Below are 23,004 nucleotides of genomic sequence, written 5' to 3'. Positions count from 1 at the left end.
ACTCCAGTGAGAAATGTCAGGAACAGTGACACGATGGACGCATGACGGAACGCAACAAACCCGCCGCGCCGCTCGCTTTTCACCATGCCGGACATGGAGCCAACGCCTCCATCGGCGTGGCCATCTGCCACGGCTTCACCGGAAGTCCCCTCAGCGTCCTCCCCTGGGCCGAATACCTCGCCGAGCAGGGCTTCGCAGTGTCCGTGCCCCTCCTTCCCGGTCATGGCACCAGTTGGCGGGACCTCGCCACCACGAGGTGGCAGGACTGGTACCGGACCTTCGAGCAGAGTTACTTGGACCTTGCAGCGACGACGGAGACGTGTTTCGTGGCAGGGCTCTCCATGGGCGGAGCCTTGGCTCTGCGGGTGGCCTCCCGCCATGAAGTTCCCGGGCTGGTCCTGGTGAACCCGGGGCTGAGCTTCTACGACCGCCGGGTGCGCTACGTCGGGGCGTTGAAGTACGTTATGCCCACTACCACCCCCATAGTGGAGGACAGGCCGGCGCCCATAACGGTCGAGGAAGGCGACTACTCCAAGACGCCGCTGAAGGCCGTCCACGAACTCAAGAAGCTCTTCCGCGCAACTACCCGTGGCCTACCGCATGTGGAGGCTCCCGCGCTGGTGTTCAAATCCTCGGTTGACGACGTCGTCCCCCCGAGCTCAGTGGCCACCATCAGCAAGTACATCGACTCCTCGCGCCTCAAAGTGGTCACGCTTCCACACAGCGGGCATGTGGCCACCCTGGATGTTGATGCACCCACCATTTTTGAAGAATCAGCCGGGTTTTTCCGCCAGCGTGCCGGGGACAGAGTAGCCTCGGAGTCATCATGAAAATGCTCCCCGACTTTTCGCCGTTCCACAGTAGCTGGAAGGGTGCCGGCCCCCGCGTTGGCGTGGTCATGTCCCACGGGTTCACTGGAAGCCCGCACAGCGTCAGGCCGTGGGCCGAACACCTCGCTGCGTCCGGCTACGCCGTAAGGCTGCCGTTGCTGCCCGGCCACGGCACCACGTGGCAGGACATGGCCACCCGCTCGTGGCGGGAGTGGCACCGTGCCGTGGATGACGCGTACCTTGAGCTGGCTTCGGAGTGCGATTACGTTTTCTCTGCCGGTTTGTCCATGGGCGGCACCCTGGCCTTGCGGATTGCAGCCACGCGTCCCATTGCAGGGACAGTGGTGGTGAACCCTGGACTGGTCCTGGACGATCCTCGGGCTGTCATCGTCGCTGCCCTCAAGTATGTGGTGAAGACAACTCCGGCCATCGCCAATGACATTCTCAAGCCGGACCAGGACGAAGGTGCCTACGCCCGGACGCCCGTTGCGGCCGCTCACCAACTCAAGAAGATGTACAAGGACACAGCCGCCATCCTGCCGCGCATCAGCTCACCCGTCAGGGTCTACAAGTCAACGGTGGACAACGTCATCTCGAACGCGAGCCTGGAGTTCCTCCGTTCCCGGGTTCAGGCACCGGTGGATGTCACTTACCTCCACAACAGCCGCCATGTTGCCACCCTTGATAATGACGCTCCGGAGATTTTTTCCGGAACCGTCGACTTTATCCAGAAGACCGTAGCGGCCCTGGCCGGGCACGGGCTTTCCCCCGAAAAGGACACAGCCCATGAACAGGCCTGATCCCAATTCTGCTGATCAAAGCGCCAACAAGGACGACGACGCCGTATGGCAGGATCTGGTGGCCCGGCTGGAGGCCACGCAGTCAGGCCCGGAAGGGGAATCGCCAAAGCACGGAAAGCCGCAGGACATCAACCAGGCCCCGGGCCCTGAAGCCGGGCTTCAGCAAGAGTCCGGCAGGACTTTCAGGGACTTCGATCCGCTCGGGTTGTCCGCACCTGCCCCGGAACCGTTACCTGATCCGGCGGCAGTACGTGCCGATGCCGATGCCGGAATCCGGCCGTCCGGGCCTCGTGACTTCGAAGTCGAGGACGAGGACCACACCTTCGTTCCTGAGGATCCGCCCAGCCTGGCGGGAACTGAGCCGCTGGTCATGCTGGCATGGGTGGGTGCCGTGGGCGGACCCATCGCCCTGCTTTTCACAGCCATGTTTTGGCGGTCCGCGCCGTTGACGGCAGTTCTGGGCATTGTCGCCATTTTCGTGGCGTCAGTGGTCTACCTCATCATGCGGCTTCCGCAGGAAAAAAACGAGGACGACGACGGCGCCCGCCTCTAGGGGCACACAGCAGTTCCCAGCATGGCAAGCCTAGCTGCGCGCCCGTCCGCTGACACGCGACAAGTCTGCTGCGCCGATCATGCCGGCACGCGGCCCGAGGGCCGCGAGCTCGATCCTTGCCATGGGACGGAAACCCCGCCCTGTGAGGTTCTTCGCGAATGACTCCCGGGCGGGTGCGGCGAGCAACTCCCCCGCATCACACAATCCTCCGCCAATAACGAACATCCCGGGGTCAAGTGCGGCTGCAAGGTTGGCCAACCCCAGACCCAACCATTCGCCTTGGTCGGCGAGGAGTTCGCGGGACGTGGCATCGCCCGCAAGTGCCAGCGAGGTCACGGCTGCGCCCGACAGGTTCTCTGCGGTCCCGCCCGCCTTCTCCAAGAGAGCCCGGCCTGCGGGGGAATTGGTCCGCACCAGCTGCCGGGCTTCCCGGCCCAGCGCGTTACCGGAGGCATACTGTTCCCAGCAGCCGCGGTTACCGCATTCGCAGCGGTGGCCCCCTGGGAAAATGATCTGGTGTCCGAATTCCCCGGCCACGCCGTAGCGTCCCCGTTCCACCCGGCCATCCATGACCATGGCACCACCAATGCCTGTGCCCAGCGTGATGCAAACCAGGCGGCTTTCGCCCTGGCCCGAGCCAAAGCGCCACTCCGCCCACGCCGCAGCATCTGCGTCATTTGTGAGCAGTACGGGACGCCTCAGCAACTTCTGGAGGCTCTCCCTCAGGGGCTCGTTACGCCACGCCAGATGGGGGCTGAACAGCACCGTGCTGCCGTCGAGGTCCATCCATCCTGCGGCACCGATGCCCACCGAAGCGATCCGGTGTCCTGCGCTGAGTTCGTCCACCAACTCCACAATGGTCTGCTCGACGGCTCGGGGGTCCGCGCCTGGCGTGGACCTGCGCGCCTCGGCGAGGATCCTGCCCTCGGCGTCCACAACGCCGGCGGCTACCTTGGTGCCTCCGATGTCGATCCCGATCGCCAGTCCGCGGCGGCCCAAATGGCTTCGTCGGGCAGCCCAGGGCACGTCCCTCCATGCCGAGGCCGGTGGCTTGGGTCTGACCAGGGAACTGGACCGTAGTGCGGGCATCCCCTCATCTTATTCCGCAGGGCGGCGCAGCACCGGCATCGTAGGGGCACGCACGGCATCGAGTTGCTTGAAATGACAGCTCATCCGTAAAGTTACTCGCCAGTAGGTGAAATAGAACACACCTCCGCGAGCGGGCATACTAGAGTGGAAGCAGCCCCTCGTGGCCCGTGGATATCAAAGGAGCTACCGTGCGTGAAATCAGTGTTCCTCCCCTCGTGAACATCGCCCCGGAAACCAACATCACGGACCTCGTGATCCGAGAGGCGGAAAAAGCATCCAACCCTGCACTGTTTTCCAAGTTGGACGGCAATGGGCAGTGGCAGGACATCCGTGCCAAGGACTTCCTGCAAGACGTGAGGGCCTTGGCAAAGGGCCTCATCGCCAGTGGAGTCGGCGTAGGCGATCGTGTGGGCATCATGTCCCGCACGCGGTACGAATGGTCCCTCGTGGACTTCGCCATCTGGTTTGCCGGAGCCGTCTCTGTCCCGATCTACGAAACGTCGTCGCCTTCACAAGTGGCATGGAACCTGGGCGACTCAGGCGCTGTTGCAGCCTTTGGCGAAGCCGCGCACCATGAGGACGTCATCCGCCAGGCTGTTGCCGCAGAAGACATCACGTCGGTGGCAAACGTCTGGCAGCTTGAGGGCGCCGGACTCGATGCGCTGCGCACTGCAGGCGCAGGCGTCCCCGACGACGAACTCGAGTCCCGCCGTTCCTCAGCCGGGCTCAAGGATCTCGCTACGATTATCTACACCTCCGGCACCACCGGCAGGCCCAAGGGCTGCGAACTGACCCACGGCAACTTCGTGGAGCTCTCCGAGAATGCCCGCGCTTCATTGCCGGAAATCATCAACGAGTCTGCCAAGACCATCATGTTTCTCCCCTTGGCCCACGTCTTCGCGCGTTTCATCTCCGTGCTTGCCGTGGCCGGCGGGGTGAAGGTGGCGCACACCCCGGACATCAAGAACCTCTTGGCTGACCTCCAGAGCTTCCAGCCGACGTTCATCCTGGCTGTTCCCCGGGTCTTCGAGAAGGTCTACAACTCGGCGCTGACCAAGGCAGAGGACGGCGGCAAGGGAGCCATCTTCCACCGTGCAGTGGATACTGCAATCGCCTATTCCAAAGCACGCGAGTCCGGTTCGCTGGGACTTGGCTTGAAGCTCAAGCATGCCTTGTTCGACAAACTCGTCTACGGCAAACTCCGTGCGGCGATGGGCGGCCATGTTGCCCACGCAGTCTCGGGAGGCGGTCCATTGGGTGAAAGGCTGGGGCACTTCTTCCAGGGCATCGGCCTGCAGATCCTGGAGGGCTACGGCCTGACCGAGACCACGGCGCCGATCTCCGTGAACACACCGTCCATGATCAAGATCGGCACGGTAGGTGCCCCCTTGCCGGGCAACTCGGTCAAGATCGCCGACGACGGCGAAATCCTCGCCAAGGGTGTCTGCGTCATGCGCGGCTACTACAAGCGTGAAGACCTCACTGACGAAACGTTTGCTGACGGCTGGTTCCGCACCGGCGACATCGGCGAACTGGACAACAACGGCTTCCTCAAGATCACTGGCCGCAAGAAGGAAATCATCGTTACTGCCAGCGGAAAGAACGTGGTTCCTGCTCTGCTCGAGGACCAGATCCGCGCGGATGCGTTGGTTTCCCAGGTTCTTGTGGTGGGCGACAACCGTCCGTTCATCGGCGCCCTGGTTACCCTGGACGAAGAAGCGCTTCCGGGCTGGCTGGACCGCCACGGGCTCCCCACCGGCACCACAGTCGCCGAGGCCACTGACCACCCAGTGGTTAAGGCAGCAGTCCAGGAACTCATCAGCAAGGCCAACCAGTCGGTGTCCCAGGCTGAGGCCATCAAGTCCTTCAGGATCGTTCCGGCGGACTTTACCGAAGCCTCGGGTCACCTGACGCCGTCCCTCAAGGTCAAGCGGGCACAGGTCATGAAGGACTTCGACGCTGTCATTGAGGAAATGTACACAGCACCCCGCGCGTCGTAGCCAGGGCGTTTCAGCCAGGAGCAGCAAAAAAGTACCCCGTCCGGATTCTTCCGGACGGGGTACTTTTTTGCGTGGATGGCTAGCCGATCACCAGCAGTAAGTCGCCGCCCTGGACCTGCTCAACCGAGGAAATGGCGAGGCGGGAGACCGTGCCGGCCACCGGCGTCGTGATGGATGCTTCCATCTTCATCGCCTCAATGGTGGCAACGGTGTCGCCGGCGTTGACGACATCGCCCACCTTGACCGTTACGGTGACTGCGCCGGCAAACGGTGCGGCAACTTGGCCTGGCTGTGCCGGATCTGCCTTTTCCGCGGCCTTGACATTGCTGACCACGGATCGGTCACGAACAACAACGGGCCTGGACTGGCCGTTGAGCGTGCACATCACAGTGCGCATGCCCTTCTCGTCGGCTTCTGAGACGGCCTCAAGCTGGGCAATGAGGCGTACGCCCTTCTCGAGCTCGATAACGTGCTCTGCGCCCTGCTGGAGACCGTACAGGTAGTCACGGGTGTCCAGCACGGAGATGTTGCCGTAAGTGTCAACGCTCTTCAGGTAGTCCTTGGTGGGTCCCGCGAAGAGCAAACGGTTCAGCGTATGTTGCCGCGTCTTGGAATCACCCTTCAGCGCGGCGCTGTCCTCGGCGCTGATGTCGACGTCGCGCACCTTGACGCTGCGGCCTTGAAGGGCCTTGGTGCGGAACGGCTCCGGCCAGCCTCCGGGAGGATCACCGAGCTCCCCGGAGAGGAAACCGATGACGGAGTCCGGGATGTCGTAGTTCTGCGGGTTCTCGTTGAAGTCCGCGGGATCGGCGTTGAGTCCTACAAGGTGCAACGCGAGGTCGCCTACCACCTTGGAGGATGGGGTGACCTTCACCAAGCGCCCCAGGATCCGGTCAGCCGCCGTGTACATGTCCTCGATGGCCTCGAACTGCTCCCCCAGGCCCAAAGCGATGGCCTGCTGGCGAAGGTTTGACAGCTGGCCGCCGGGGATTTCGTGCTGGTAGACGCGGCCGGTGGGGCCCGGAAGACCGGATTCGAAGGGGGCATAGACGCGACGAACGGCCTCCCAGTAGGGCTCAAGGGATCCGACGTTGGCCAGGCTGAGCCCGGTATCGCGGGGTGTGTTGGCCAATGCAGCGACCAGTGCCGACGCGGCGGGCTGACTTGTGGTGCCGGCCAGTGATGCAGATGCCACGTCAACGGCATCCACGCCAGCGTCAACAGCAGCCAGCAAAGTGGCAAGCTGGCCACCCGCAGTGTCGTGTGTGTGCAGGTGGACGGGCAGGTCGAAGCGCTCACGCAGGGCAGATACCAGTTTCGCGGCAGCGGCCGGACGCAGGAGGCCTGCCATGTCCTTGATGGCGAGGATGTGTGCACCGGCGTCGACGATCTTCTGGGCGAGGTCCAGGTAGTAGTCGAGGGTGTAGAGGTCCTCGTTCGGGTCCAGGAGGTTGCCTGTGTAGCAAAGAGCCACCTCGGCGACGGCCGTCCCTGTTGCACGTACGGCCCGAATGGCGGGGGCCATCTGGTTGACGTCGTTGAGGGCGTCAAAGATACGGAAGATGTCAATGCCCGTAGCGGCAGCCTCGTTAACGAAGGCCTCCGTCACTTCTTCCGGGTAGGGGGTGTAGCCCACGGTGTTGCGTCCGCGGAGCAGCATCTGGATACAGGTGTTCGGCAATGCCTTGCGCAGTGCAGCCAGGCGGTCCCACGGGTCCTCACCCAGGAAGCGAAGTGCGACGTCGTAAGTTGCGCCGCCCCAGGCCTCCACGGAAAGCAGCTCGGGCATGAGTGCCGTCACTGCCGGACCGGCGGCCACGAGGTCGCGGGTGCGCACCCGTGTTGCCAGCAGGGACTGGTGGGCGTCGCGGAACGTGGTGTCCGTAACAGCCAGCGCCTGCTGCTCACGGAGGGCCTTGGCAAAGCCCTCCGGCCCAAGTTCGATCAACTTCTGGCGCGAACCCGACGTGGGAACCGGTCCATCGATCGTCGGCAGCTTGCTGGCAGGGTCCGAATGGACAGCGAGCTCGCCGTTGGGCTTGTTCACGGTGACCTCAGCCAACCAGGTGAGCAACTTGGTTCCACGGTCTGCGGAGATGTGCGACTTCAGCAGCTCAGGGCGCTTATCGATGAAGTCCGTGGCCACGTTTCCGGCGTTGAAGTCCGGATCCGCGAGAACAGCCTGCAGGAATGGAATGTTGGTGGACACGCCACGGATACGGAACTCAGCCAAACCACGACGCGCGCGGGCTACAGCCGCAGGGTAGTCGCGGCCACGGCACGTCAGCTTCACCAGCATTGAGTCGAAGTGCGGGCTGATCTCGGCACCGGAGTAAACAGTGCCGCCGTCGAGCCTGACACCGGCGCCACCGGCAGAACGGTAGCCGGTGATCTTTCCAACGTCAGGACGGAAACCGTTGGAGGGGTCTTCGGTGGTGATGCGGCACTGCAGCGCAGCACCCTTGATGGACACCGAATCCTGGCTCAGCCCAAGGTCCGCAAGGGTTTCCCCCGAGGCGATCCGCATCTGAGCCTGCACGAGGTCCACGTCGGTGATCTCCTCGGTGACGGTGTGCTCCACCTGGATGCGGGGGTTCATCTCAATGAAGACGTGCTGGCCGGCCCGCTCACCTTCTGTATCCACCAGGAACTCCACAGTTCCGGCATTGACATAGTTCAAGGCCTTCGCGAACGCCACGGCGTCGCGGTAAAGGGCCTGACGAATGTTCTCGTCCAGGTTCGGCGCGGGCGCAATCTCCACCACTTTCTGGTGTCGCCGCTGAAGCGAACAGTCACGCTCGAAGAGGTGCATGACGTTGCCTTCGGCGTCGGCCAGGATCTGCACTTCGATGTGGCGGGGACGCAGAACTGCCTGCTCAAGGAACATGGTGGGGTCGCCGAAAGCTGCATCGGCTTCCCGCATGGCGGACTGCAAAGCTTCGGGAAGGGCTTCGCGTGTCTCCACACGCCGCATGCCACGGCCGCCACCGCCGGCGACGGCCTTGGCGAAGATGGGGAAGCCGATCTCGTCGGCGGCAGCGATGAGCTCATCAAGGTCCTTGGAGGGCTTGCTCGACTTCAGGACCGGGACACCGGCCTTGCGGGCGGCTTCCAGGGCAGCAACCTTGTTGCCAGCGAGCTCCAGGACCTCCGCGGGCGGGCCCACGAAGGTAATGCCTGCTGCCTTGGCAGCGCGGGCGAGGTCCGGGTTCTCGGAGAGGAAGCCATAGCCGGGGTAAATTGCGTCAGCGCCGGCTTCTTTGGCGACGCGGACAACCTCCTCTACGTCCAGGTAGGCGCGGACGGGATGGCCCACCTCGCCGATCAGGTAAGCTTCGTCGGCCTTCTGCCGGTGGATCGAGTTACGGTCCTCATGCGGAAAGACGGCTACGGTCTTGGCGCCCAGTTCATAACCAGCGCGAAACGCCCTGATCGCGATTTCGCCGCGATTGGCCACCAGAATTTTCGAAAACATACTTCTCCTGCATCATTGCGGGTGGATCGGTCGGTGGTCACAGTGTGTAGTGCCGCCAGCATCAAACACAAATCTTTGTGGCAACCATCACAAAGGAATCGTCATCTGGGCTGTATATGCGTGCGCGCGATCCGGCCGCATGCTATTGCTGCCGCTTATCCCCAGCGGTCTGGCGCGTAGAAAGCGGGAATCGACCGCGATGCACCATATGATGTTCAGGGGGCTTCGGCAAGCCCCGGCTCCGGTGCTTCCGGAGCGAATCAGCGCGATACGGCAACCGGCGTTAGGTTTTGGGTTTTCAAGTGCAAGTAGTCAGCATCAGCAGCCTCAAGGGTGGAGTGGGAAAGACGTCCGTGACCACCGGTCTGGCGTCCGCGGCCCTCGCAGCCGGTATTCCCACATTGGTGGTGGACCTCGATCCACACGCCGACGCCACCACGGCACTTGGCGTCCAGCCGGGCGGGCAACTCGACATCGGCCGAATGCTGAAAAGCCCCCGAAAAGCCAACCTCGCCGGCAATGTGGCCGGCAGCTCCTGGGTATCCAATGGGTCCAGCAACGGCACCTTGGACGTCGCAGTGGGATCAGCCTTCACCGGAATCTATGATCGGCCGGATCTGGGCCGACGCGACCTTCGCAGGCTTTCAGCCGTACTGGCAGGCACCACTAACTACGAACTTGTCCTGGTGGACTGCCCCCCGTCCCTCAACGGCCTGACGCGCATGGCTTGGAGTGCAAGCGATCGCGTAGTCCTCGTTGCAGAGCCCGGGCTCTTCTCGGTGGCCGGCACGGAACGCACCATGCGTGCTATCCAGTTGTTCCGGCAGGAGTTCGCGCCCAACCTGGCCCCGGCAGGGATCGTGGCCAACCGGGTGCGCACCGGATCCGCGGAGCACACCTTCCGCTTGGCTGAAATGGAATCCATGTTCGGCGAGCTGCTCCTGACGCCCCATATTCCGGAGCAGGCCAATTGGCAGCAGATCCAGGGTGCAGCACACTCGGTCCACCACTGGCCCGGAGACTCTGCCAAGAACGCTGCCAAACTCTTTGATGACCTCCTCGGGAGCCTCCTGGCGGGACAGTCCCCGACGCGGGACCGCCGGCAGCGCTGAGCGCCTCCGCTTCAGCACGTTAGACACGAAGAAGGCCTCGTCCCCCTAGCGACGAGGCCTTCTTTTGGCTCGAGTTCAGTGGACCGGTGTTTAGCCGATGCGGCGCGCTACGCGCCTCTTGCTCAATTCGTCGTCGGGAAAGGACTGCTCCGCGGCATGCTCGCTCGGAAGCGCGGCCAAGCTTCCCTCAACTTCCCGCCATACGCGCCCAACGGCGATGCCGAAGACGCCCTGCCCGCCCTGCACGAGGTCGATGACCTCATCAGCGGAAGTACATTCGTAGACACTCGCACCGTCGCTCATCAGCGTGATCTGCGCCAGGTCCTCGACGCCCCGTTCGCGAAGGTGTTCCACGGCACTGCGGATCTGCTGGAGGGATACGCCAGTATCGAGGAGACGCTTGACTACCTTCAGGACAAGAATGTCCCGGAAGCCGTACAGACGCTGGGAACCGGAGCCCGCAGCGCCACGGACAGCAGGCTCAACCAAGCCTGTACGTGCCCAGTAGTCGAGCTGGCGGTACGTGATGCCTGCAGCTTTGCATGCGGTAGGACCGCGGTAACCCGCGTCCTCGTCCAGCACGGGAAGGTCCTCCGTGAAGAGCAAACCTTGGGCGCCGGATGCGGGCGCAGCAATACCGGCAGAGGACTGCTTCAGCTCGCCTGCTTCGCCTTTCGGACTCACGTGACCTCCTTGTTCTCAGTTCCCTTGGGGACGGTGCATACTCTGATACAACGGCGAAATGCAGCAGTGTAATTCCCGCAAGTCCGCACCTTCCAGTGTGACTTGCGCCGGCAGTGTATGCAACGGGAACTTGATAACTTCGACGTTAGGCCCGTGAGGCGTCGAGGTCAAAGACCTTGGCTCCAAAATCCCGTCGTGTCGAAAGTTTCACCCTCAACTTTAGGCTTAGGCTGAGTCAGCCTTCGAAATCTTCCGGTTCCACGTCGTCCAGGAACTCGCGGAATCGACGCATCTCGCGCTCTTCGTCCACTGCGGGATCCGGCTCCGAGTCTTCGCCTTCATCATGCTCGGTGATGCGGACACCGGCTTCTTCCATGACCGCATCGGCGCACCAGATGCGGCATTTGGCTCTCAGCGCCAGGGCCAATGCATCCGAGGCCCTCGAGCTTACTACCGTGCCGTCGTCGAACTGCAGCTGCCCGTAAAAGATGTTGTCCTCAACAGCCACAATGTTCACGCTGATGATGGAATGGCCCAGGGATTCAACAACATCAACCAGGAGATCGTGCGTCATAGGCCGGGGCGGGACAACGCCCTGCTGTGCCAACGCGATCGCGCTGGCTTCAGGAGTGCCGATCCAGATCGGAACATGCCTCTCACCGTTGATCTCCCGAAGGAGTACCAGCGGCTGATTAGACGGCAATTCGATCCGGACGCCGACGATTTCGACTTCGATCATCAGCTATCCATCCGGGAGATACGGTCATGCACCAGGGCCCTGTGCAGGGTGAGGCAGAGATCGCTGATCTCACGGGCAGCCTCGGCGGCACGAGCCTGCGAAGCAGCGTCCCGCCGCGACGTCAACGGGGCAACGGCGCGTTCCACCAGGCCGAACTCCCGCTCAGCTGCAGCTTGGAAGGGACGAAGGTGGCGGGGCTCGAGGCCGTGTCCTTCCAATTGGACACAAGCCCGGGCCACTTGGAGTGCGTGTTCGTCGAACTTGCCGCCCACATGGGTGATTAGGCCAAAGCTCAGGAGGGATTCAAGCAGGGAGACACTGGCGCCCGACTCGGCGCGTAATTGCTCTTCGGTGAGCGCGCGGGCCCGCCCTTGCACTTCGGCTGCCATTTCCGCCGAGACCACCCTGGGCGACACGGTGACACCCGGCGGGAGGTTCTCCGGCCTCTCACCGCGATCAATGGCATCGAGATAATCCTTGATGACCTTCAGTGGCAGGTACTGATCACGCTGAAGGGCGAGGACGAAACGGAGCCGCTCAACATCACTGTCCGAATACTGCCGGTAACCCGCAGGAGTCCTCTTCGGGTTAATGAGGCCTTTTTCCTCCAGGAAACGGATCTTGGACGCTGTCATACCGGGAAAGTCATCGCTCAGCTGGGCAAGGACTTCCCCGATATTCAGGACCTGCGGTCCGCGACGGTCCTGCTGGGCCATAGCCACAGGCAGATACCCCGTCAGACTTGGCCTGCTGCGCGAACAGGGCTCAGGTAGTAGGTCAACCGGAACTTGCCGATCTGAACCTCATTGCCGCTCTTCAGCTGCACGCGGTCCACGCGGTCGTGGTTGACGTACGTACCGTTGAGGCTTCCCATGTCCACCAGCTCGAAGCCGGACGCCGTCCGGATGAACTGAACATGCTTGCGGGAAACCGTGACGTCATCCAGGAAGATGTCGGCATCCGGGTGCCGGCCCGCCGTGGTGGTGTCCGCGTCCAGCAGGAAACGAGCGCCTGCGTTGGGACCACTGTGCGCAATGAGCAATGCCGAGTTCGGCGGAAGTGCGTCTACGGATGCACGCTCTTCAGGAGCCAACTTGGGCGCAATGCTCGGCTCGTCCCACGTTGGCGTGATGCTGATCGAGGTGGTCTCCGACGTCGGCTGTTCGTCCGCGCCGTTCCCGACATTGGCTTGATTCTGTTCGCCGCCAACCATGGAATTTCCTCCTCATCCGCCGGCAGTTCCAAACCCTGCCGGCCACTTCCGCCTCCCGGTACCGCCGGGCAAATCGGTTGCTGGCCCGCCGTCCCGCTTTCCCGGTTATGGGATTGCGGCCTGACGGGCCAGATAACTTTAGCCTACCTGTTGTTCGTACTCCGATGCACTGAGCAGGGAATCCACTGCATCAGCTTCTGCAAGCTTTACTTCAATTAACCATCCCTCGCCGTACGGGTCCGAGTTAATGAGGGCCGGATCAGTGTCCAGGGCGTCATTTCGATTGGTGACTTCACCAGTCACCGGGGCGTAGATATCACTGACACTTTTTGTGGACTCCACTTCGCCAACAACTTCATTGCCGGTGACTTTCGTGCCCGGCTCAGGCATCTGGGCGTAGACAACGTCACCCAAGGCGTCCTGCGCGAAGTCGGTGATGCCAATGCGCACTACGCCATCGGCATCCGGAGCGGTAACCCATTCGTGTTCTGCGGTGTAGGAAAGTTCTTCCGGAATATTGCTCACTGGTGGCCTTTCATCGGGACATTTACGAACCTCGACGGCGGCCTTGCTGATGGCCACCGCTGAAAGTATAGGCACATTTCCCCTGCACCTCATGGGGTCTCTGCCATGATTGACCCATGACCGAATAAGCACAAGTACCAGCTCAGAAAAAGCGCAATTGGGGCGTAAAAATAATCCTGATCCTGGTGGCAGTACTTGTCGCTGTGGCGGCCTACTTCATCCTCGGGGCCATTCTTCCCCGCTGGTGGTCCGACGTCATCGCCGGACAGATCCGGCGCGACCTTGGAGCCAGCGTGCTGGTGGGAATGTTCTACGGTTTCGTTTTCACTTTCATTCCGCTCCTCGTAGCATGGCAGGCCACCCGTAAAGCGGTGTCCTGGCCCTGGAAAATTGCTATTGTCCTGGTGGCCGTCGCCATCGCCACGCCTAACCTGCTTACGGCCGGCATCGTCTTCGGCAGCACGGAGTCAGCCCACGCCGGCCAGCGGACCTTGAGCGTGGATGCAGGATTCTTCACAACCTGGACAGCCATTTCCGCTGTTGCCGCCGTGGTGGTCTTCGCTGCAGTCACAATTCTCTGGGCGCTGTGGCGCCGTAGGGGCAAGCAAATGAAAGTGCTCAAGCAAGCAGAGAACCACCGCATCAGGGCTGCGAAAAATGCCGAAGCACAAGCGCAGGACACCACACCCAGCGCCTAGGACGCAGGAAGCCCGCCATGGGATATCAATGGCGGGCTTCTTCGTGTTGCGGCCTTGCTTTGTAGTCCAGCGTCAGGCGACGGTGGCCTCACGTGGTTCGCGTTCGACGTCGGGAGTTACAGCAGGCGCCGCCACTCCCCTGCGCTTTGCTGCTGCCGCTGCCGCCAGCATCACCAGCAGCGCGGCAACGGTAATTCCGGCTCCAGCCCAGATGGGCGAGGTGTAGCCGAGGCCGGCGGTGATGGTAACGCCACCGAGCCAGGCCCCGAGTGCGTTGCCGAGGTTGAACGCGCCGATGTTCGCACCGGATGCGAGCGTTGGTGCTGTGGAGGCAAAGTGCATCACGCGCATCTGGAGGCCCGGTACGGTGGCGAATCCGAAGCCGCCCATGAGCGCCAGTGACACCAGGGTGGCGATGCTGTTGGACGCGGTGAGGGCGAAGAAGACCAGCACCGCCACCAGTCCGGCAAGGATGACAATGAGGGACTTGTCCAGGGCTTTGTCGGCAGCCTTGCCTCCCAGGAAGTTCCCAACAAACAGGCCGGCACCGAAGAGCACCAGGAGCCACGGCACGGCGCCGGACTCGAATCCGGACACCTCGGTGAGAGTGAAGGCGATATAGGTGAAGGCGCCGAACATGCCGCCGAACCCAAGGATGGTCACCATGATGGAAAGCCATACCTGACCGGACTTGAACGCGCCCAGCTCGCTGCGGAGGCCCTTGGTTGGTTCCGTGCTGGCCTTAGGTACCATCAGGGCAATGCCGATCAGCGCCACGACGCCGATGGCGGTGATCGCCCAGAAAGTAGAGCGCCAACCGAAGTTCTGGCCCAGGAGCGTTCCAAAGGGAACACCCAGGACGTTGGCCGCAGTGAGGCCGGTGAACATGATGGCGATGGCACCGGCTTTCTTATGTGCCGGCACCAGGCTCGCGGCAACTACGGAACCGATGCCGAAGAATGCGCCATGGCAAAGCGCTGCGATGATGCGGCCGATCATCATGGCCGCGTAGCTGTCGGCTATCGCGGAAAGGAAGTTGCCGGCGATGAACAGGACGAGCAACCCAATAAGGACCGGTTTTCGCGGGAGCCTGGTGACTGCGGCCGTCACCAGGAGTGCGCCGACGGCAACGCTGAGGGCATAGCCGGAGATGAACCAACCGGCCGAAGCCTCACTGACCTGGAAGTCGGCGGCAACTTCGGGCAAGAGGCCCATGATCACGAATTCGGTCAGTCCGATGCCGAATCCGCCGAGGGCAAGGGCAATCAACCCTGCGGGCATGTGGAGCTCCTTAAAGTTCGGTTCCGATCAGAAGTGGAAGTGCGCCGCCGGGAACCGTAGAATAATAGTTGCAGACGCTCTATATATAGTTGCACACGCTAGATAGTTGCGCAAACAACTACTTTTTGATGCGTCGCGATCACTACATCGAGGCAGGAGCACAGCAGGCATGGGCATCAAGGACGACGCCGTAGAAGTACGGGCGCAGGGCTGGCGAACCCTGGCCGCCCTTCACGGAAGCATCGAAGCCGAACTGGAGAAGGCACTCCAGGCCTCGAGTGACCTGTCGGTAGTGGAGTACACGGTGCTGGATGCGCTGAGTCGCCAGGACGGCTGGCACATGCGGATGCAGCAGCTGGCCCGCGCCACTGCCCTATCCAGCAGCGCTACCACCCGCCTGGTCAACCGCCTCGAGGACCGCGGCCTGCTGACGCGCATCCTGTGCGCCGATGACCGTCGAGGCATTTACACCGAACTCACAGTGGACGGCCAGAAGCTTCTGGAGGAGGCCAAGCCCGTACATGACGAGACCCTGGCCTCCGCCCTGGAGACCGCCGAGTCCATCCCGGAGCTGGAACCGCTGGTGAGGGCGCTCGGCGCGTTGCAGAAGGTCTAGCCCGATCCCGGTCTTGTTTGTATCCCCCGGCGTTCAACGCAGGGGGATACAAACAAGACCGGGACTAAACGAAGCATTAACGACCAAAGGCCGGAATCACCGTGTTTCCACGTGATTCCGGCCTTTATGGTCGGGCTGACAGGATTTGAACCTGCGACCCCTTGACCCCCAGTCAAGTGCGCTACCAAGCTGCGCTACAGCCCGCTGGTTCCACCGTTCTCCGCCTAAGTTTTCCTCCGAAGAGTCCCACCTAAGCAGTCCGGCCGAACCACCTCCAAAAGCTTACACGAAGTTGGAGGTCGGAGACGCCATCACAGCCAAAGTGGGCTGTGATGCCCGTCTCACTTAGCGCTTCTTGCCACGCTTCTCGCGTACGCGCATGTTGACCTCGATGGGTGTGCCCTCGAAGCCGAACGTTTCGCGGAGGCGACGCGTGATGAAGCGACGGTATCCGGGGTCCAGGAAGCCGGTGGTGAACAGCACGAACTTCGGCGGACGGCTGGATGCCTGGGTGCCAAAGAGGATACGGGGCTGCTTTCCGCCACGAACCGGGTGCGGGTGGGCTGCCACGAGTTCGCCAAGGAACGCGTTGAGGCGTCCGGTGGGGATGCGGCGGTCCCAGCTTTCCAGCGCAATGTCCAGCGCGGGGACCAGGCGGTCCTTGTGCCAGCCGGTCTTGGCCGAGATGTTCACGCGGGGTGCCCATTCCACGTGGGCCAGGTCCTGCTCGATTTCACGCTCCAGGTAACGGCGGCGTTCGTCGTCCAGAAGGTCCCATTTGTTGAACGCGAGCACCAGCGCACGGCCCGACTCAATGGCCAGCTGCAGGATACGGACGTCCTGCTCGCTGAGGACCTCGTCGACGGCAAGAAGCACGACGGCGACCTCCGCCTTTTCGAGGGCGGCCTGCGTACGCAGGGAAGCGTAGAAGTCGGCGCCCTGTGCCATGTGCTGGCGGCGGCGGATACCTGCGGTGTCCACGAAGCGCCACGTGCGGTCGCCAAGTTCGATGAATTCGTCAACCGGGTCGCGGGTGGTGCCGGCCAGCGGATCCACCACAACGCGCTCGGAGCCTGCGAGCTTGTTCAGCAGGGAGGACTTACCCACGTTCGGGCGACCGATCAGGGCGATACGGCGGGGACCGCCGGAACGCTCAACGCCGTCCACCAGCGAGTACTCGGGCAGGGTGTCCATGACGTGGTCCAGGAGGTCGGCAACGCCACGGCCGTGCAGAGCCGAAACCGGGTACGGCTGGCCGAAGCCCAAGCCCCACAGGGCAGCGGAATCGGCTTCCTGTGCGAAGTCGTCCACCTTGTTGGCCACCATGATGACCGGCTTCTTGCTCTTGCGGAGCATCTTCATGACGCCCTCGTCAGTCGCGGTCGCGCCAACGGCGGAGTCAACGACGAAAAGCACGGCGTCTGCAAGCTCAACGGCCATTTCGGCCTGCTCGGCTACGCGGGCGTGGATGCCCTTGGCGTCGTGCTCCCAACCACCGGTATCCACCAGGGTGAAGTTGCGGCCGTTCCAGCGCGCCGAGTACATGACGCGGTCGCGGGTAACGCCCGGGGTGTCCTCCACAACAGCTTCGCGGCGGCCGAGGATGCGGTTGACCAAGGTGGACTTGCCCACGTTGGGGCGTCCGATGATGGCCAGAACCGGATCCAGCTTGAGGGGACCTTCGTCGCCTTCATCGCCGTATTCACCGCTGAGCAGCGCGGCATCTTCTTCGTCGAGTTCGTAGTCCTCCAGGCCTGCCCGGAGGGTGGCCGCGCGGAGCTCGGCTTCGTCGTCGTCGAGGGCCGCCAGGTTTTCCGCCACCTGGTCGGTGCCGGTGGGCGTGTATTCGTCGTCGCCGGCTCCGTGGAGGCCGGATTTTTGAGTCGTATCGCTCATTGCACTTTCCTTAGTGGTGTTCTGCCGGCGTCCCGGCTACTGCTGTATGGCGGTGCTGCGAAGTGGGTTCGCCGGGCGCAGGTTCCAGGGGAAGGCCCTGGCCTGTGGCCCGGATGGCGTCCTGGACGTGTTCGGCCAGGGCTTCACGGATCTCCGCAGCCGCCCTGTCCATTGAAACACGCCCGGGTTCGCCCTTCCGGCGCTTCACCGTGATGGGTTCACCGAAGCTGACATGCAGCTTGCGGCGGGGTTTGGGGATATGGTCTCGATGCTCGTCACCCTGGCGGGTTCCGAGTATGGCCACAGGGATGACGGTAGCTCCCGAGTTGAGGGCGAGCCATGCAACTCCACTACTGATGCTGTCGGCAGAGCCGCTCCCCCGGGTTCCTTCGGGGAGAATCCCTACGCAACGACCGGCGTCGAGCAGTCTCCTGCCGACATGCAGGGCGGTGCGGTCACCGGCGCGGTCTACTGGAATCTGTCCGGATCCCCTCAGGACAGAGCCCAGGAAGCCTTTGAACATCTCCTTTTTAACGAGGATATGCATAGGGCGCGGCGACGCACCGTACATCACGGGCCCATCCAGGAAGCTGATGTGGTTCGCGGCAAATATCACGGGTCCGGCAGCGGGAACGTTGCTTTTGCCCGCCACGACGGTCCGGTAGATGACGTGATTCAGGAACCAACCAACCGGTCGGCTCCACATCTTGCTCCCAACAGAGGGGAGCTGATTCTCAGTCACCATAGATAACCTTGCTCACGATCGCCAAGGCGGTCTGGACGGTTTCCTCAAAGTTCAGTTCCGAAGAATCGAGTGTCACCACGCCGTCGGCCGCCTGGGTGAAGTTCACTACCGTTGAGTCCTTGGCGTCACGCTGGATTACCTGGGCATTGAGCTGTTCTTTGGTCTGCGTGCCGCCCAACTGGATCCCACGACGCCGCATCCTGGCTTCCTCGCTGGCGGTCAAGAGCATGCGGACCTCGGCATTGGGGACGACGACGGTGGTGATGTCGCGCCCCTCCACCACCATGCGGCGGTGGTGCTGATCGATCAGCTCGCGCTGGCGACGGATCAGCTCGGTGCGGGCACCGAGCGTCGTGGCGACAGCACTGACCGACGACGAGATCAAAGGATCCCGGATTTCGTCCGTGATGTCCGTTCCATCAACCGCCACATACTCCGTGGCAGTCGTGGTGCTGATCTCCAGCGGCATGCTTTTGGAAGCCTGTTCCACCGCAGCGCCATCCTGGAGGTCAACGCCGGTCTTGAGGCAGTACCACGTCAGCGCCCGGTACATTGCGCCGGTATCCAGGTATGCCAGTTTCAAGCGCCGGGCAACTTCCTTGCTGACGCTGGACTTGCCGGACCCCGAAGGGCCGTCTATTGCGATCACGAGCGGCTTGCCGGGACGGGCAACTGTTTCCGGGCCAAAAAATTCACGCGTCATTACTGAAGTACCCGCCATCCACGGTCAGTCAAAGCTTCAACAAGGAGGTCATGCTTGCTGGGAAGCACGGAAAGCTCCACCATGCCCACGTTCTGTCCCGACGAATGGTCGAGCCGAAGGTCTTCGAGGTTCACCCCGATCTCGCCGATCTCCGTGAGGAGTTGCGCGATCTGGCCGGGCTTGTCATCCACCAGGATGGTGAGCCACGAGTACGCCTGGGGAGGTCCGCCGTGCTTGCCCGGGATCCGGGCCTGGCCTGCATTCCCCTCGCTGATGAGCTGGGCAAGGTCAAGCCGCGCACCCGGTGCAAGCGGTTCCTCCAAGGTGCCGATCAAACGGTTCAGGTCCTCGCGCACACCGTGCAGGATGGACACCACCTTTTCCGCGTTGCCGCCCAGGATCTGTACCCAGAGGGTGGGATCGCTTGCTGCAATGCGGGTAGTGTCCCTGAGTCCGTTGCCCGCCAAGGAGAGGGCATGCAGCGGCGTGCCTTGCAAACGGCTCGCCAGAAGCGACGACATGATCTGCGGCAGATGCGACACCAACGCCACGGCTTCATCATGCTCGTCCGCGGTGAACTGGGAAACGATCGCTCCCAGATCCCCCGCAAGTGAACGTGCAGCCTGGAGTGCAGCATCCGACGTTTCTTCGGAGGGGCAAAGCACCCAGGGCATGGAGGTGAAAAGCTCTCCCCTGGCCGCAACCGGGCCGGACTTCTCCCTGCCTGCCATGGGGTGGGTACCCACATAGCGGGCAAGGTCCACGCCGCGTTCGCGCAGCTGCGCCTGGATGGTGGCTTTGACGCTGGCAATATCAGCCACGACGGCGGACGGGTAGTCCGCCAGGGCCTTCTGCACGACGTCTGCTGTAACATCCGGCGGAGCCGCGACAACTACCAGCTGGGGTTCTTCATCCAGCTCCCCCAACGGACGTCCCGCACCGATATCCACCGCGACCGCCTGGTTGGTGGGCGAAGGATCGAAAAGGAAAACCGGGACCCCGCGTCCGCGCAGGCCCAGGCCGATGCTGGCTCCAAGCAAGCCTGTACCGAGGACGACGACCGGGCCATCAAGATGACCCCTGCCGTGCGTACCGAATGCCGACATGCCCTAGAGTCCCACCGATGCCAGGAGGTGTCCGACTTCCTGCCTGCCGAGGTTGCGGATGCTGCCCTGGCGCTGGTCGCCCAAGCCAATGGGACCCACCTTGACGCGGACAAGACGCTCCACAGGGAACCCGACGGCGTCGAACATGCGACGCACAATACGGTTCTTGCCCGAGTGCAGGACAACCTCAATCAGGACGTGGCCCGGAGTGGAGTCCACCAAGCGGAAGGAATCCACTGCAGCAACGCCGTCTTCAAGCTCGACGCCGTTCTTCAGCTTCGCGCCCACACCTTGCGGGAACGGGCCACGCACCTGGACCAGGTACGTCTTGGGTACCTCATACGAAGGGTGCGTCAAGCGGTTGGCTAGTTCGCCGTCGTTGGTCAGCAGCAGCAGTCCCTCAGTGGCGACATCGAGGCGGCCGACGTGGAAGAGGCGTTCGCCCTTGTTCTTGTTGTTCTTGAGGAAGTCGCTGATGCAGGGACGACCCTCGGGGTCTTCCATGGTGGAAACGACGCCCTTGGGCTTGTTGAAGACCATGTAGACGAGGGTTTCGTCCAGCTGGATCCGGATGCCATCGACGTGGATCACGGCAGACGTTGGGTCCACCCGCATACCAAGTTCGGTGGTAACCACTCCATCAACTTCGACGCGTCCTTCGAGGATCATTTCCTCGCACACACGGCGTGAAGCCACACCAGCCTGTGCCATGACCTTCTGCAGGCGGACGCCGTCAACGTCGTGAAGGTCGGACTGCGGGACTTCCTGGCGCGGACCGCGGTTGCGACCCGGCTTCCGGATGGGGCCCAGGTTCTGGCCGAAGCGTTCGCTGCCGAAGGCCTTGGAGCCGTACTGCCGTGCAGGTTTCGCCTTGGGCTTCAGGGCGCCCGGAGTGCCCGGGGCTTTGCCGAAGCCGGGCTTGTTGGAGCCTGGCTTGCGGAAGGGCTTTGCCGGCCTGGCTGCCTGGCCGCGATCGTAATCGCCCGCAGTTGTGGGGTTGTCAGGATCGAAAGGGGCCGCTTCGCGCGGCTTCGATGCCTTGAAGGGGCGTCCCTCGCCCTGGGTGAAGTTGCGCTTTCCAGCGCCGGCGCTGCCGCCGCGGCCCGAGAAGCCTCCGGCGTTGGAGCGGCCGGTGCCGCCCTTGGCCTCATTGCGTCCGGAGCTGTTGCGTCCCGAACTGTTACGTGGTGAACTCTGGCGTCCCGCCTGTGTCATGACCCGTCCTTGTGTAGTAATGGCCGGCAATTGGTGTTGGAATCAACACTAGCCAGCCGGGCAGACATCGTCTGCCCCTTGTCGCTGTGCACCTTGGTCAGGTGCCGTGAATCAGTATGAAGTTGTCTTGCAGTGCCGGTGTGGGCCGTGGCTACATCCGGCTTGCGTCGTAGTACTCGTCGATCCCTTCCAAACCCGGAAGGTGCGGCGAGAGCTGTGGCAGTTCAGCCACTGAACCGATGCCCATCCGTTCCAGGAAGTACGAGGTTGTCCGGTAAAGGACAGCTCCCGATTCGGGATCGTTTCCGGAGTCCTCGATCAAACCCCTTTGGGTAAGCGTCCGGACTACGGAATCGACGTTGACGCCGCGAATGGCAGACACCCGGGCCCTAGAGACCGGCTGCCGGTAAGCAATCACCGCCAGGGTCTCAAGCGCTGCCTGAGTAAGCCTGGTGGTCTGGCCCTCGAGGACGAACCTGCCCACGATGTCGGCAAATTCCGACCGTGAATAGATCCGCCACCCACCGGCGACGTTCCGCAATTCAAAACCCCGGGGTGCAGTACTGGCAGCGGCAAAGCCGACAGCATCCACGTCCGGGGCTTTAACAGTATAGCCGCTATACTCCCGCTGCAGGTCCTGCAGCAAATCCTCGACGACGGCCACCGTCACGTTGAGTCCGGCGGCCAGCTCTTCCGAGGTGGCCGGCTCATCAATGACCATAAGGACCGCCTCCAATGCCGCCCGCGCACCGCCGGGCAGGGCATCCAGTTCAGCCAAGCCATCCTCGACTGCTTCCTGCTCACTCACTGGTGCCACCCCCGCTTCGATCCGCTTCTGTTCCTGATTCGTACTCCTCGCTCAGGCTGGAACCGTCCCAGCCGGCATCATCACCTGTCCACCGAACCGTCAGCTCAGCCAACGGGCCGGGCTGTTCAAACGCAACCACGCGGTCGCGGAACATTTCCAGCAACGCGAGGAAACGTGCCACCACCACCAAAGTAGTCTCGGCGTCGGCAATCAGCGACTGGAAGGATAACGGCGCGCCCAGCTTCAAGCGGTAGCCCATGATTTCGGCCTGTTCCTTGACGCTTACCGGCGGAGCATGAAGATGGTCCAAGCCCACCTCGGCAGGGGCGGAATCCTTGGGTTTAAGTGCTTTGGCGGCAAGTTCCGCGAACTGCTCCGGCGTGTGCCGCCACACCAGCTCCGGAAGCAGCGCAGCGAAATGGCCTTCCAAGGCAACCTGCCGCGGATACCTCCGACCTTCCTGTTCCAGTGTCCCGCCCAGGATCCCGGCGATCTGCTTGAAGGCCTTGTACTGGAGCAGACGGGCGAACAGCAGGTCCCTTGCCTCCAGGAGCGCGATGTCCTCGGCGTCCTCCACCTCACCGGCAGGCAGGAGGCGCGCCGCCTTCAAATCCAGCAGCGTTGCAGCGATCACCAGGAACTCACTGGCTTCATCCAGCGCCCAGTCCTCCCCCAGCTCCTGGAGACGCCTGATGTACTTGATGAATTCATCGGTGACCGTGGCCAACGCCACCTCGGTGATATCCAGCTTGTGCTTGGAAATGAGGCCGAGCAAGAGGTCAAAGGGGCCCGTGAAGTTAGCGAGGCGTACCTCAAAGCCGACCTTACGGGCTTCGGAGGTACCGGCGTCGGGCGTTTCCGCTTCAGCGGCTGTTTCCGCTACGGCGGTGGGGGCGATTGACGGTCCCACCGTCCG

General features: G+C 62.7%; 22 protein-coding genes and 1 tRNA gene. 7 read left to right on the top strand and 16 right to left on the bottom strand.

The genetic code is table 11. The features are described 5' to 3' along the window. Positions 1 to 41 precede the first annotated feature (41 nt). The 3 genes from ACNAOT_RS08600 to ACNAOT_RS08590 are packed head-to-tail and all read left to right on the top strand — an operon-like array spanning position 42 to position 2,183. Positions 42 to 830, top strand: coding sequence for an alpha/beta hydrolase (locus ACNAOT_RS08600; protein ID WP_420180736.1), 789 nt, complete (start codon positions 42 to 44; stop codon positions 828 to 830). Continuing rightward, positions 827 to 1,630, top strand: coding sequence for an alpha/beta hydrolase (locus tag ACNAOT_RS08595; RefSeq protein ID WP_364309369.1), 804 nt, complete (start codon positions 827 to 829; stop codon positions 1,628 to 1,630). The genes ACNAOT_RS08600 and ACNAOT_RS08595 overlap by 4 nt, the downstream gene beginning before the upstream one ends. Beyond that, entirely contained in the window at positions 1,617 to 2,183 is a 567-nt protein-coding gene (locus ACNAOT_RS08590) for a hypothetical protein (RefSeq protein WP_091466608.1), read from the top strand. The genes ACNAOT_RS08595 and ACNAOT_RS08590 overlap by 14 nt, the downstream gene beginning before the upstream one ends. 30 nt (positions 2,184 to 2,213) lie before the next feature. On the opposite strand, the gene ACNAOT_RS08585 is transcribed toward ACNAOT_RS08590, so the two are convergent. Then, positions 2,214 to 3,272, bottom strand: a complete 1,059-nt coding sequence (locus ACNAOT_RS08585) for an ROK family protein (protein WP_420180735.1) — start codon at positions 3,270 to 3,272, stop codon at positions 2,214 to 2,216. A 188-nt stretch (positions 3,273 to 3,460) separates the two neighbouring features. Here ACNAOT_RS08585 and ACNAOT_RS08580 point away from each other — a divergent pair, with 188 nt between their 5' ends. After that, positions 3,461 to 5,272 (top strand): AMP-dependent synthetase/ligase, encoded by a 1,812-nt coding sequence (locus tag ACNAOT_RS08580; RefSeq protein ID WP_420180734.1) that lies wholly within the window; start codon positions 3,461 to 3,463, stop codon positions 5,270 to 5,272. Positions 5,273 to 5,351: 79 nt separating this feature from the next. Here ACNAOT_RS08580 and ACNAOT_RS08575 read toward each other — a convergent pair whose 3' ends face one another. Then, positions 5,352 to 8,747, bottom strand: a complete 3,396-nt coding sequence (locus ACNAOT_RS08575; protein ID WP_179017400.1) for a pyruvate carboxylase — start codon at positions 8,745 to 8,747, stop codon at positions 5,352 to 5,354. A 302-nt stretch (positions 8,748 to 9,049) separates the two neighbouring features. Here ACNAOT_RS08575 and ACNAOT_RS08570 point away from each other — a divergent pair, with 302 nt between their 5' ends. Continuing rightward, a complete protein-coding gene (locus tag ACNAOT_RS08570; RefSeq protein ID WP_420180733.1) occupies positions 9,050 to 9,859 on the top strand; it encodes a ParA family protein in 810 nt (269 codons plus the stop codon). A 90-nt stretch (positions 9,860 to 9,949) separates the two neighbouring features. Here ACNAOT_RS08570 and ACNAOT_RS08565 read toward each other — a convergent pair whose 3' ends face one another. From ACNAOT_RS08565 to gcvH, 5 genes are all read right to left on the bottom strand, one after another. Further along, the gene (locus ACNAOT_RS08565) at positions 9,950 to 10,543 is read right to left on the bottom strand and encodes a MerR family transcriptional regulator (protein WP_017200818.1); all 594 of its coding nucleotides are present in this window, start codon (positions 10,541 to 10,543) and stop codon (positions 9,950 to 9,952) included. Positions 10,544 to 10,778: 235 nt separating this feature from the next. Beyond that, positions 10,779 to 11,282: a bifunctional nuclease family protein gene (locus ACNAOT_RS08560; protein ID WP_017200817.1), complete on the bottom strand. Its 504-nt coding sequence runs from the start codon at positions 11,280 to 11,282 to the stop codon at positions 10,779 to 10,781. Further along, positions 11,282 to 11,998, bottom strand: a complete 717-nt coding sequence (locus tag ACNAOT_RS08555; RefSeq protein WP_420180732.1) for a MerR family transcriptional regulator — start codon at positions 11,996 to 11,998, stop codon at positions 11,282 to 11,284. Before ACNAOT_RS08555 ends, ACNAOT_RS08560 begins: the two co-directional genes overlap by 1 nt. 20 nt (positions 11,999 to 12,018) lie before the next feature. Beyond that, positions 12,019 to 12,495 carry an FHA domain-containing protein gene (locus ACNAOT_RS08550; protein ID WP_420180731.1) on the bottom strand — a complete coding sequence of 159 codons (477 nt, stop codon included), beginning with the start codon at positions 12,493 to 12,495 and terminating at the stop codon, positions 12,019 to 12,021. Positions 12,496 to 12,633: 138 nt separating this feature from the next. Beyond that, complete coding sequence (gcvH, locus tag ACNAOT_RS08545; RefSeq protein WP_017200815.1) at positions 12,634 to 13,020, bottom strand: glycine cleavage system protein GcvH; 387 nt, start codon at positions 13,018 to 13,020, stop codon at positions 12,634 to 12,636. 185 nt (positions 13,021 to 13,205) lie between these two features. Here gcvH and ACNAOT_RS08540 point away from each other — a divergent pair, with 185 nt between their 5' ends. Further along, a complete protein-coding gene (locus ACNAOT_RS08540) occupies positions 13,206 to 13,718 on the top strand; it encodes a hypothetical protein (protein WP_420180730.1) in 513 nt (170 codons plus the stop codon). Between the two features lie 72 nt (positions 13,719 to 13,790). Here the strand turns inward: ACNAOT_RS08540 and ACNAOT_RS08535 are convergent, their stop codons facing one another. Next, positions 13,791 to 14,999 carry an MFS transporter gene (locus ACNAOT_RS08535; protein WP_420180729.1) on the bottom strand — a complete coding sequence of 403 codons (1,209 nt, stop codon included), beginning with the start codon at positions 14,997 to 14,999 and terminating at the stop codon, positions 13,791 to 13,793. Positions 15,000 to 15,168: 169 nt separating this feature from the next. On the opposite strand from ACNAOT_RS08535, the gene ACNAOT_RS08530 reads away from it, so the two are divergent. After that, positions 15,169 to 15,615: a MarR family winged helix-turn-helix transcriptional regulator gene (locus ACNAOT_RS08530; protein ID WP_420180728.1), complete on the top strand. Its 447-nt coding sequence runs from the start codon at positions 15,169 to 15,171 to the stop codon at positions 15,613 to 15,615. A gap of 127 nt (positions 15,616 to 15,742) precedes the next feature. Here ACNAOT_RS08530 and ACNAOT_RS08525 read toward each other — a convergent pair. From ACNAOT_RS08525 to ACNAOT_RS08490, 8 genes are all read right to left on the bottom strand, one after another. After that, positions 15,743 to 15,819 (bottom strand) — tRNA-Pro (locus ACNAOT_RS08525). Between the two features lie 141 nt (positions 15,820 to 15,960). After that, complete coding sequence (der, locus tag ACNAOT_RS08520; protein ID WP_091466594.1) at positions 15,961 to 17,511, bottom strand: ribosome biogenesis GTPase Der; 1,551 nt, start codon at positions 17,509 to 17,511, stop codon at positions 15,961 to 15,963. Between the two features lie 10 nt (positions 17,512 to 17,521). After that, positions 17,522 to 18,217, bottom strand: a complete 696-nt coding sequence (locus ACNAOT_RS08515) for a lysophospholipid acyltransferase family protein (protein ID WP_420181143.1) — start codon at positions 18,215 to 18,217, stop codon at positions 17,522 to 17,524. A 28-nt stretch (positions 18,218 to 18,245) separates the two neighbouring features. Next, positions 18,246 to 18,959: a (d)CMP kinase gene (cmk, locus tag ACNAOT_RS08510; RefSeq protein ID WP_420180727.1), complete on the bottom strand. Its 714-nt coding sequence runs from the start codon at positions 18,957 to 18,959 to the stop codon at positions 18,246 to 18,248. Beyond that, positions 18,959 to 20,065 carry a prephenate dehydrogenase gene (locus tag ACNAOT_RS08505; protein WP_178995013.1) on the bottom strand — a complete coding sequence of 369 codons (1,107 nt, stop codon included), beginning with the start codon at positions 20,063 to 20,065 and terminating at the stop codon, positions 18,959 to 18,961. Before ACNAOT_RS08505 ends, cmk begins: the two co-directional genes overlap by 1 nt. Before the next feature lie 3 nt (positions 20,066 to 20,068). After that, positions 20,069 to 21,280, bottom strand: a complete 1,212-nt coding sequence (locus tag ACNAOT_RS08500) for a pseudouridine synthase (protein WP_091466587.1) — start codon at positions 21,278 to 21,280, stop codon at positions 20,069 to 20,071. Between the two features lie 151 nt (positions 21,281 to 21,431). Further along, positions 21,432 to 22,088 carry an SMC-Scp complex subunit ScpB gene (scpB, locus tag ACNAOT_RS08495; protein ID WP_420180726.1) on the bottom strand — a complete coding sequence of 219 codons (657 nt, stop codon included), beginning with the start codon at positions 22,086 to 22,088 and terminating at the stop codon, positions 21,432 to 21,434. Beyond that, positions 22,081 to 22,998 carry a segregation and condensation protein A gene (locus tag ACNAOT_RS08490; RefSeq protein WP_091466584.1) on the bottom strand — a complete coding sequence of 306 codons (918 nt, stop codon included), beginning with the start codon at positions 22,996 to 22,998 and terminating at the stop codon, positions 22,081 to 22,083. Before ACNAOT_RS08490 ends, scpB begins: the two co-directional genes overlap by 8 nt. Between the last annotated feature and the right edge of the window lie 6 nt (positions 22,999 to 23,004).

It is taken from the genome of Paenarthrobacter sp. TA1.8 (assembly GCF_048595705.1).
GTDB classification, from domain to species: domain Bacteria; phylum Actinomycetota; class Actinomycetes; order Actinomycetales; family Micrococcaceae; genus Arthrobacter; species Arthrobacter nitroguajacolicus.
The sequence above is the reverse complement of the archived record's forward strand: the minus strand, read 5'-3'. Positions and strand labels throughout refer to the sequence as shown.

Bases quoted from the DNA above. Each gene is read 5' to 3' on its own strand.
- ACNAOT_RS08595 (WP_364309369.1), top strand. From the start codon at position 827: ATGAAAATGCTCCCCGACTTTTCGCCGTTCCACAGTAGCTGGAAGGGT.
- ACNAOT_RS08515 (WP_420181143.1), bottom strand. From the start codon at position 18,217: ATGTGGAGCCGACCGGTTGGTTGGTTCCTGAATCACGTCATCTACCGG.
- ACNAOT_RS08500 (WP_091466587.1), bottom strand. From the start codon at position 21,280: ATGACACAGGCGGGACGCCAGAGTTCACCACGTAACAGTTCGGGACGC.
- der (WP_091466594.1), bottom strand. From the start codon at position 17,511: ATGAGCGATACGACTCAAAAATCCGGCCTCCACGGAGCCGGCGACGAC.
- ACNAOT_RS08535 (WP_420180729.1), bottom strand. From the start codon at position 14,999: ATGCCCGCAGGGTTGATTGCCCTTGCCCTCGGCGGATTCGGCATCGGA.
- ACNAOT_RS08585 (WP_420180735.1), bottom strand. From the start codon at position 3,272: ATGCCCGCACTACGGTCCAGTTCCCTGGTCAGACCCAAGCCACCGGCC.
- ACNAOT_RS08560 (WP_017200817.1), bottom strand. From the start codon at position 11,282: ATGATCGAAGTCGAAATCGTCGGCGTCCGGATCGAATTGCCGTCTAAT.
- ACNAOT_RS08505 (WP_178995013.1), bottom strand. From the start codon at position 20,065: ATGTCGGCATTCGGTACGCACGGCAGGGGTCATCTTGATGGCCCGGTC.
- cmk (WP_420180727.1), bottom strand. From the start codon at position 18,959: ATGACGCGTGAATTTTTTGGCCCGGAAACAGTTGCCCGTCCCGGCAAG.
- ACNAOT_RS08530 (WP_420180728.1), top strand. From the start codon at position 15,169: ATGGGCATCAAGGACGACGCCGTAGAAGTACGGGCGCAGGGCTGGCGA.
- ACNAOT_RS08575 (WP_179017400.1), bottom strand. From the start codon at position 8,747: ATGTTTTCGAAAATTCTGGTGGCCAATCGCGGCGAAATCGCGATCAGG.
- ACNAOT_RS08590 (WP_091466608.1), top strand. From the start codon at position 1,617: ATGAACAGGCCTGATCCCAATTCTGCTGATCAAAGCGCCAACAAGGAC.
- ACNAOT_RS08550 (WP_420180731.1), bottom strand. From the start codon at position 12,495: ATGGTTGGCGGCGAACAGAATCAAGCCAATGTCGGGAACGGCGCGGAC.
- ACNAOT_RS08600 (WP_420180736.1), top strand. From the start codon at position 42: ATGACGGAACGCAACAAACCCGCCGCGCCGCTCGCTTTTCACCATGCC.
- ACNAOT_RS08555 (WP_420180732.1), bottom strand. From the start codon at position 11,998: ATGGCCCAGCAGGACCGTCGCGGACCGCAGGTCCTGAATATCGGGGAA.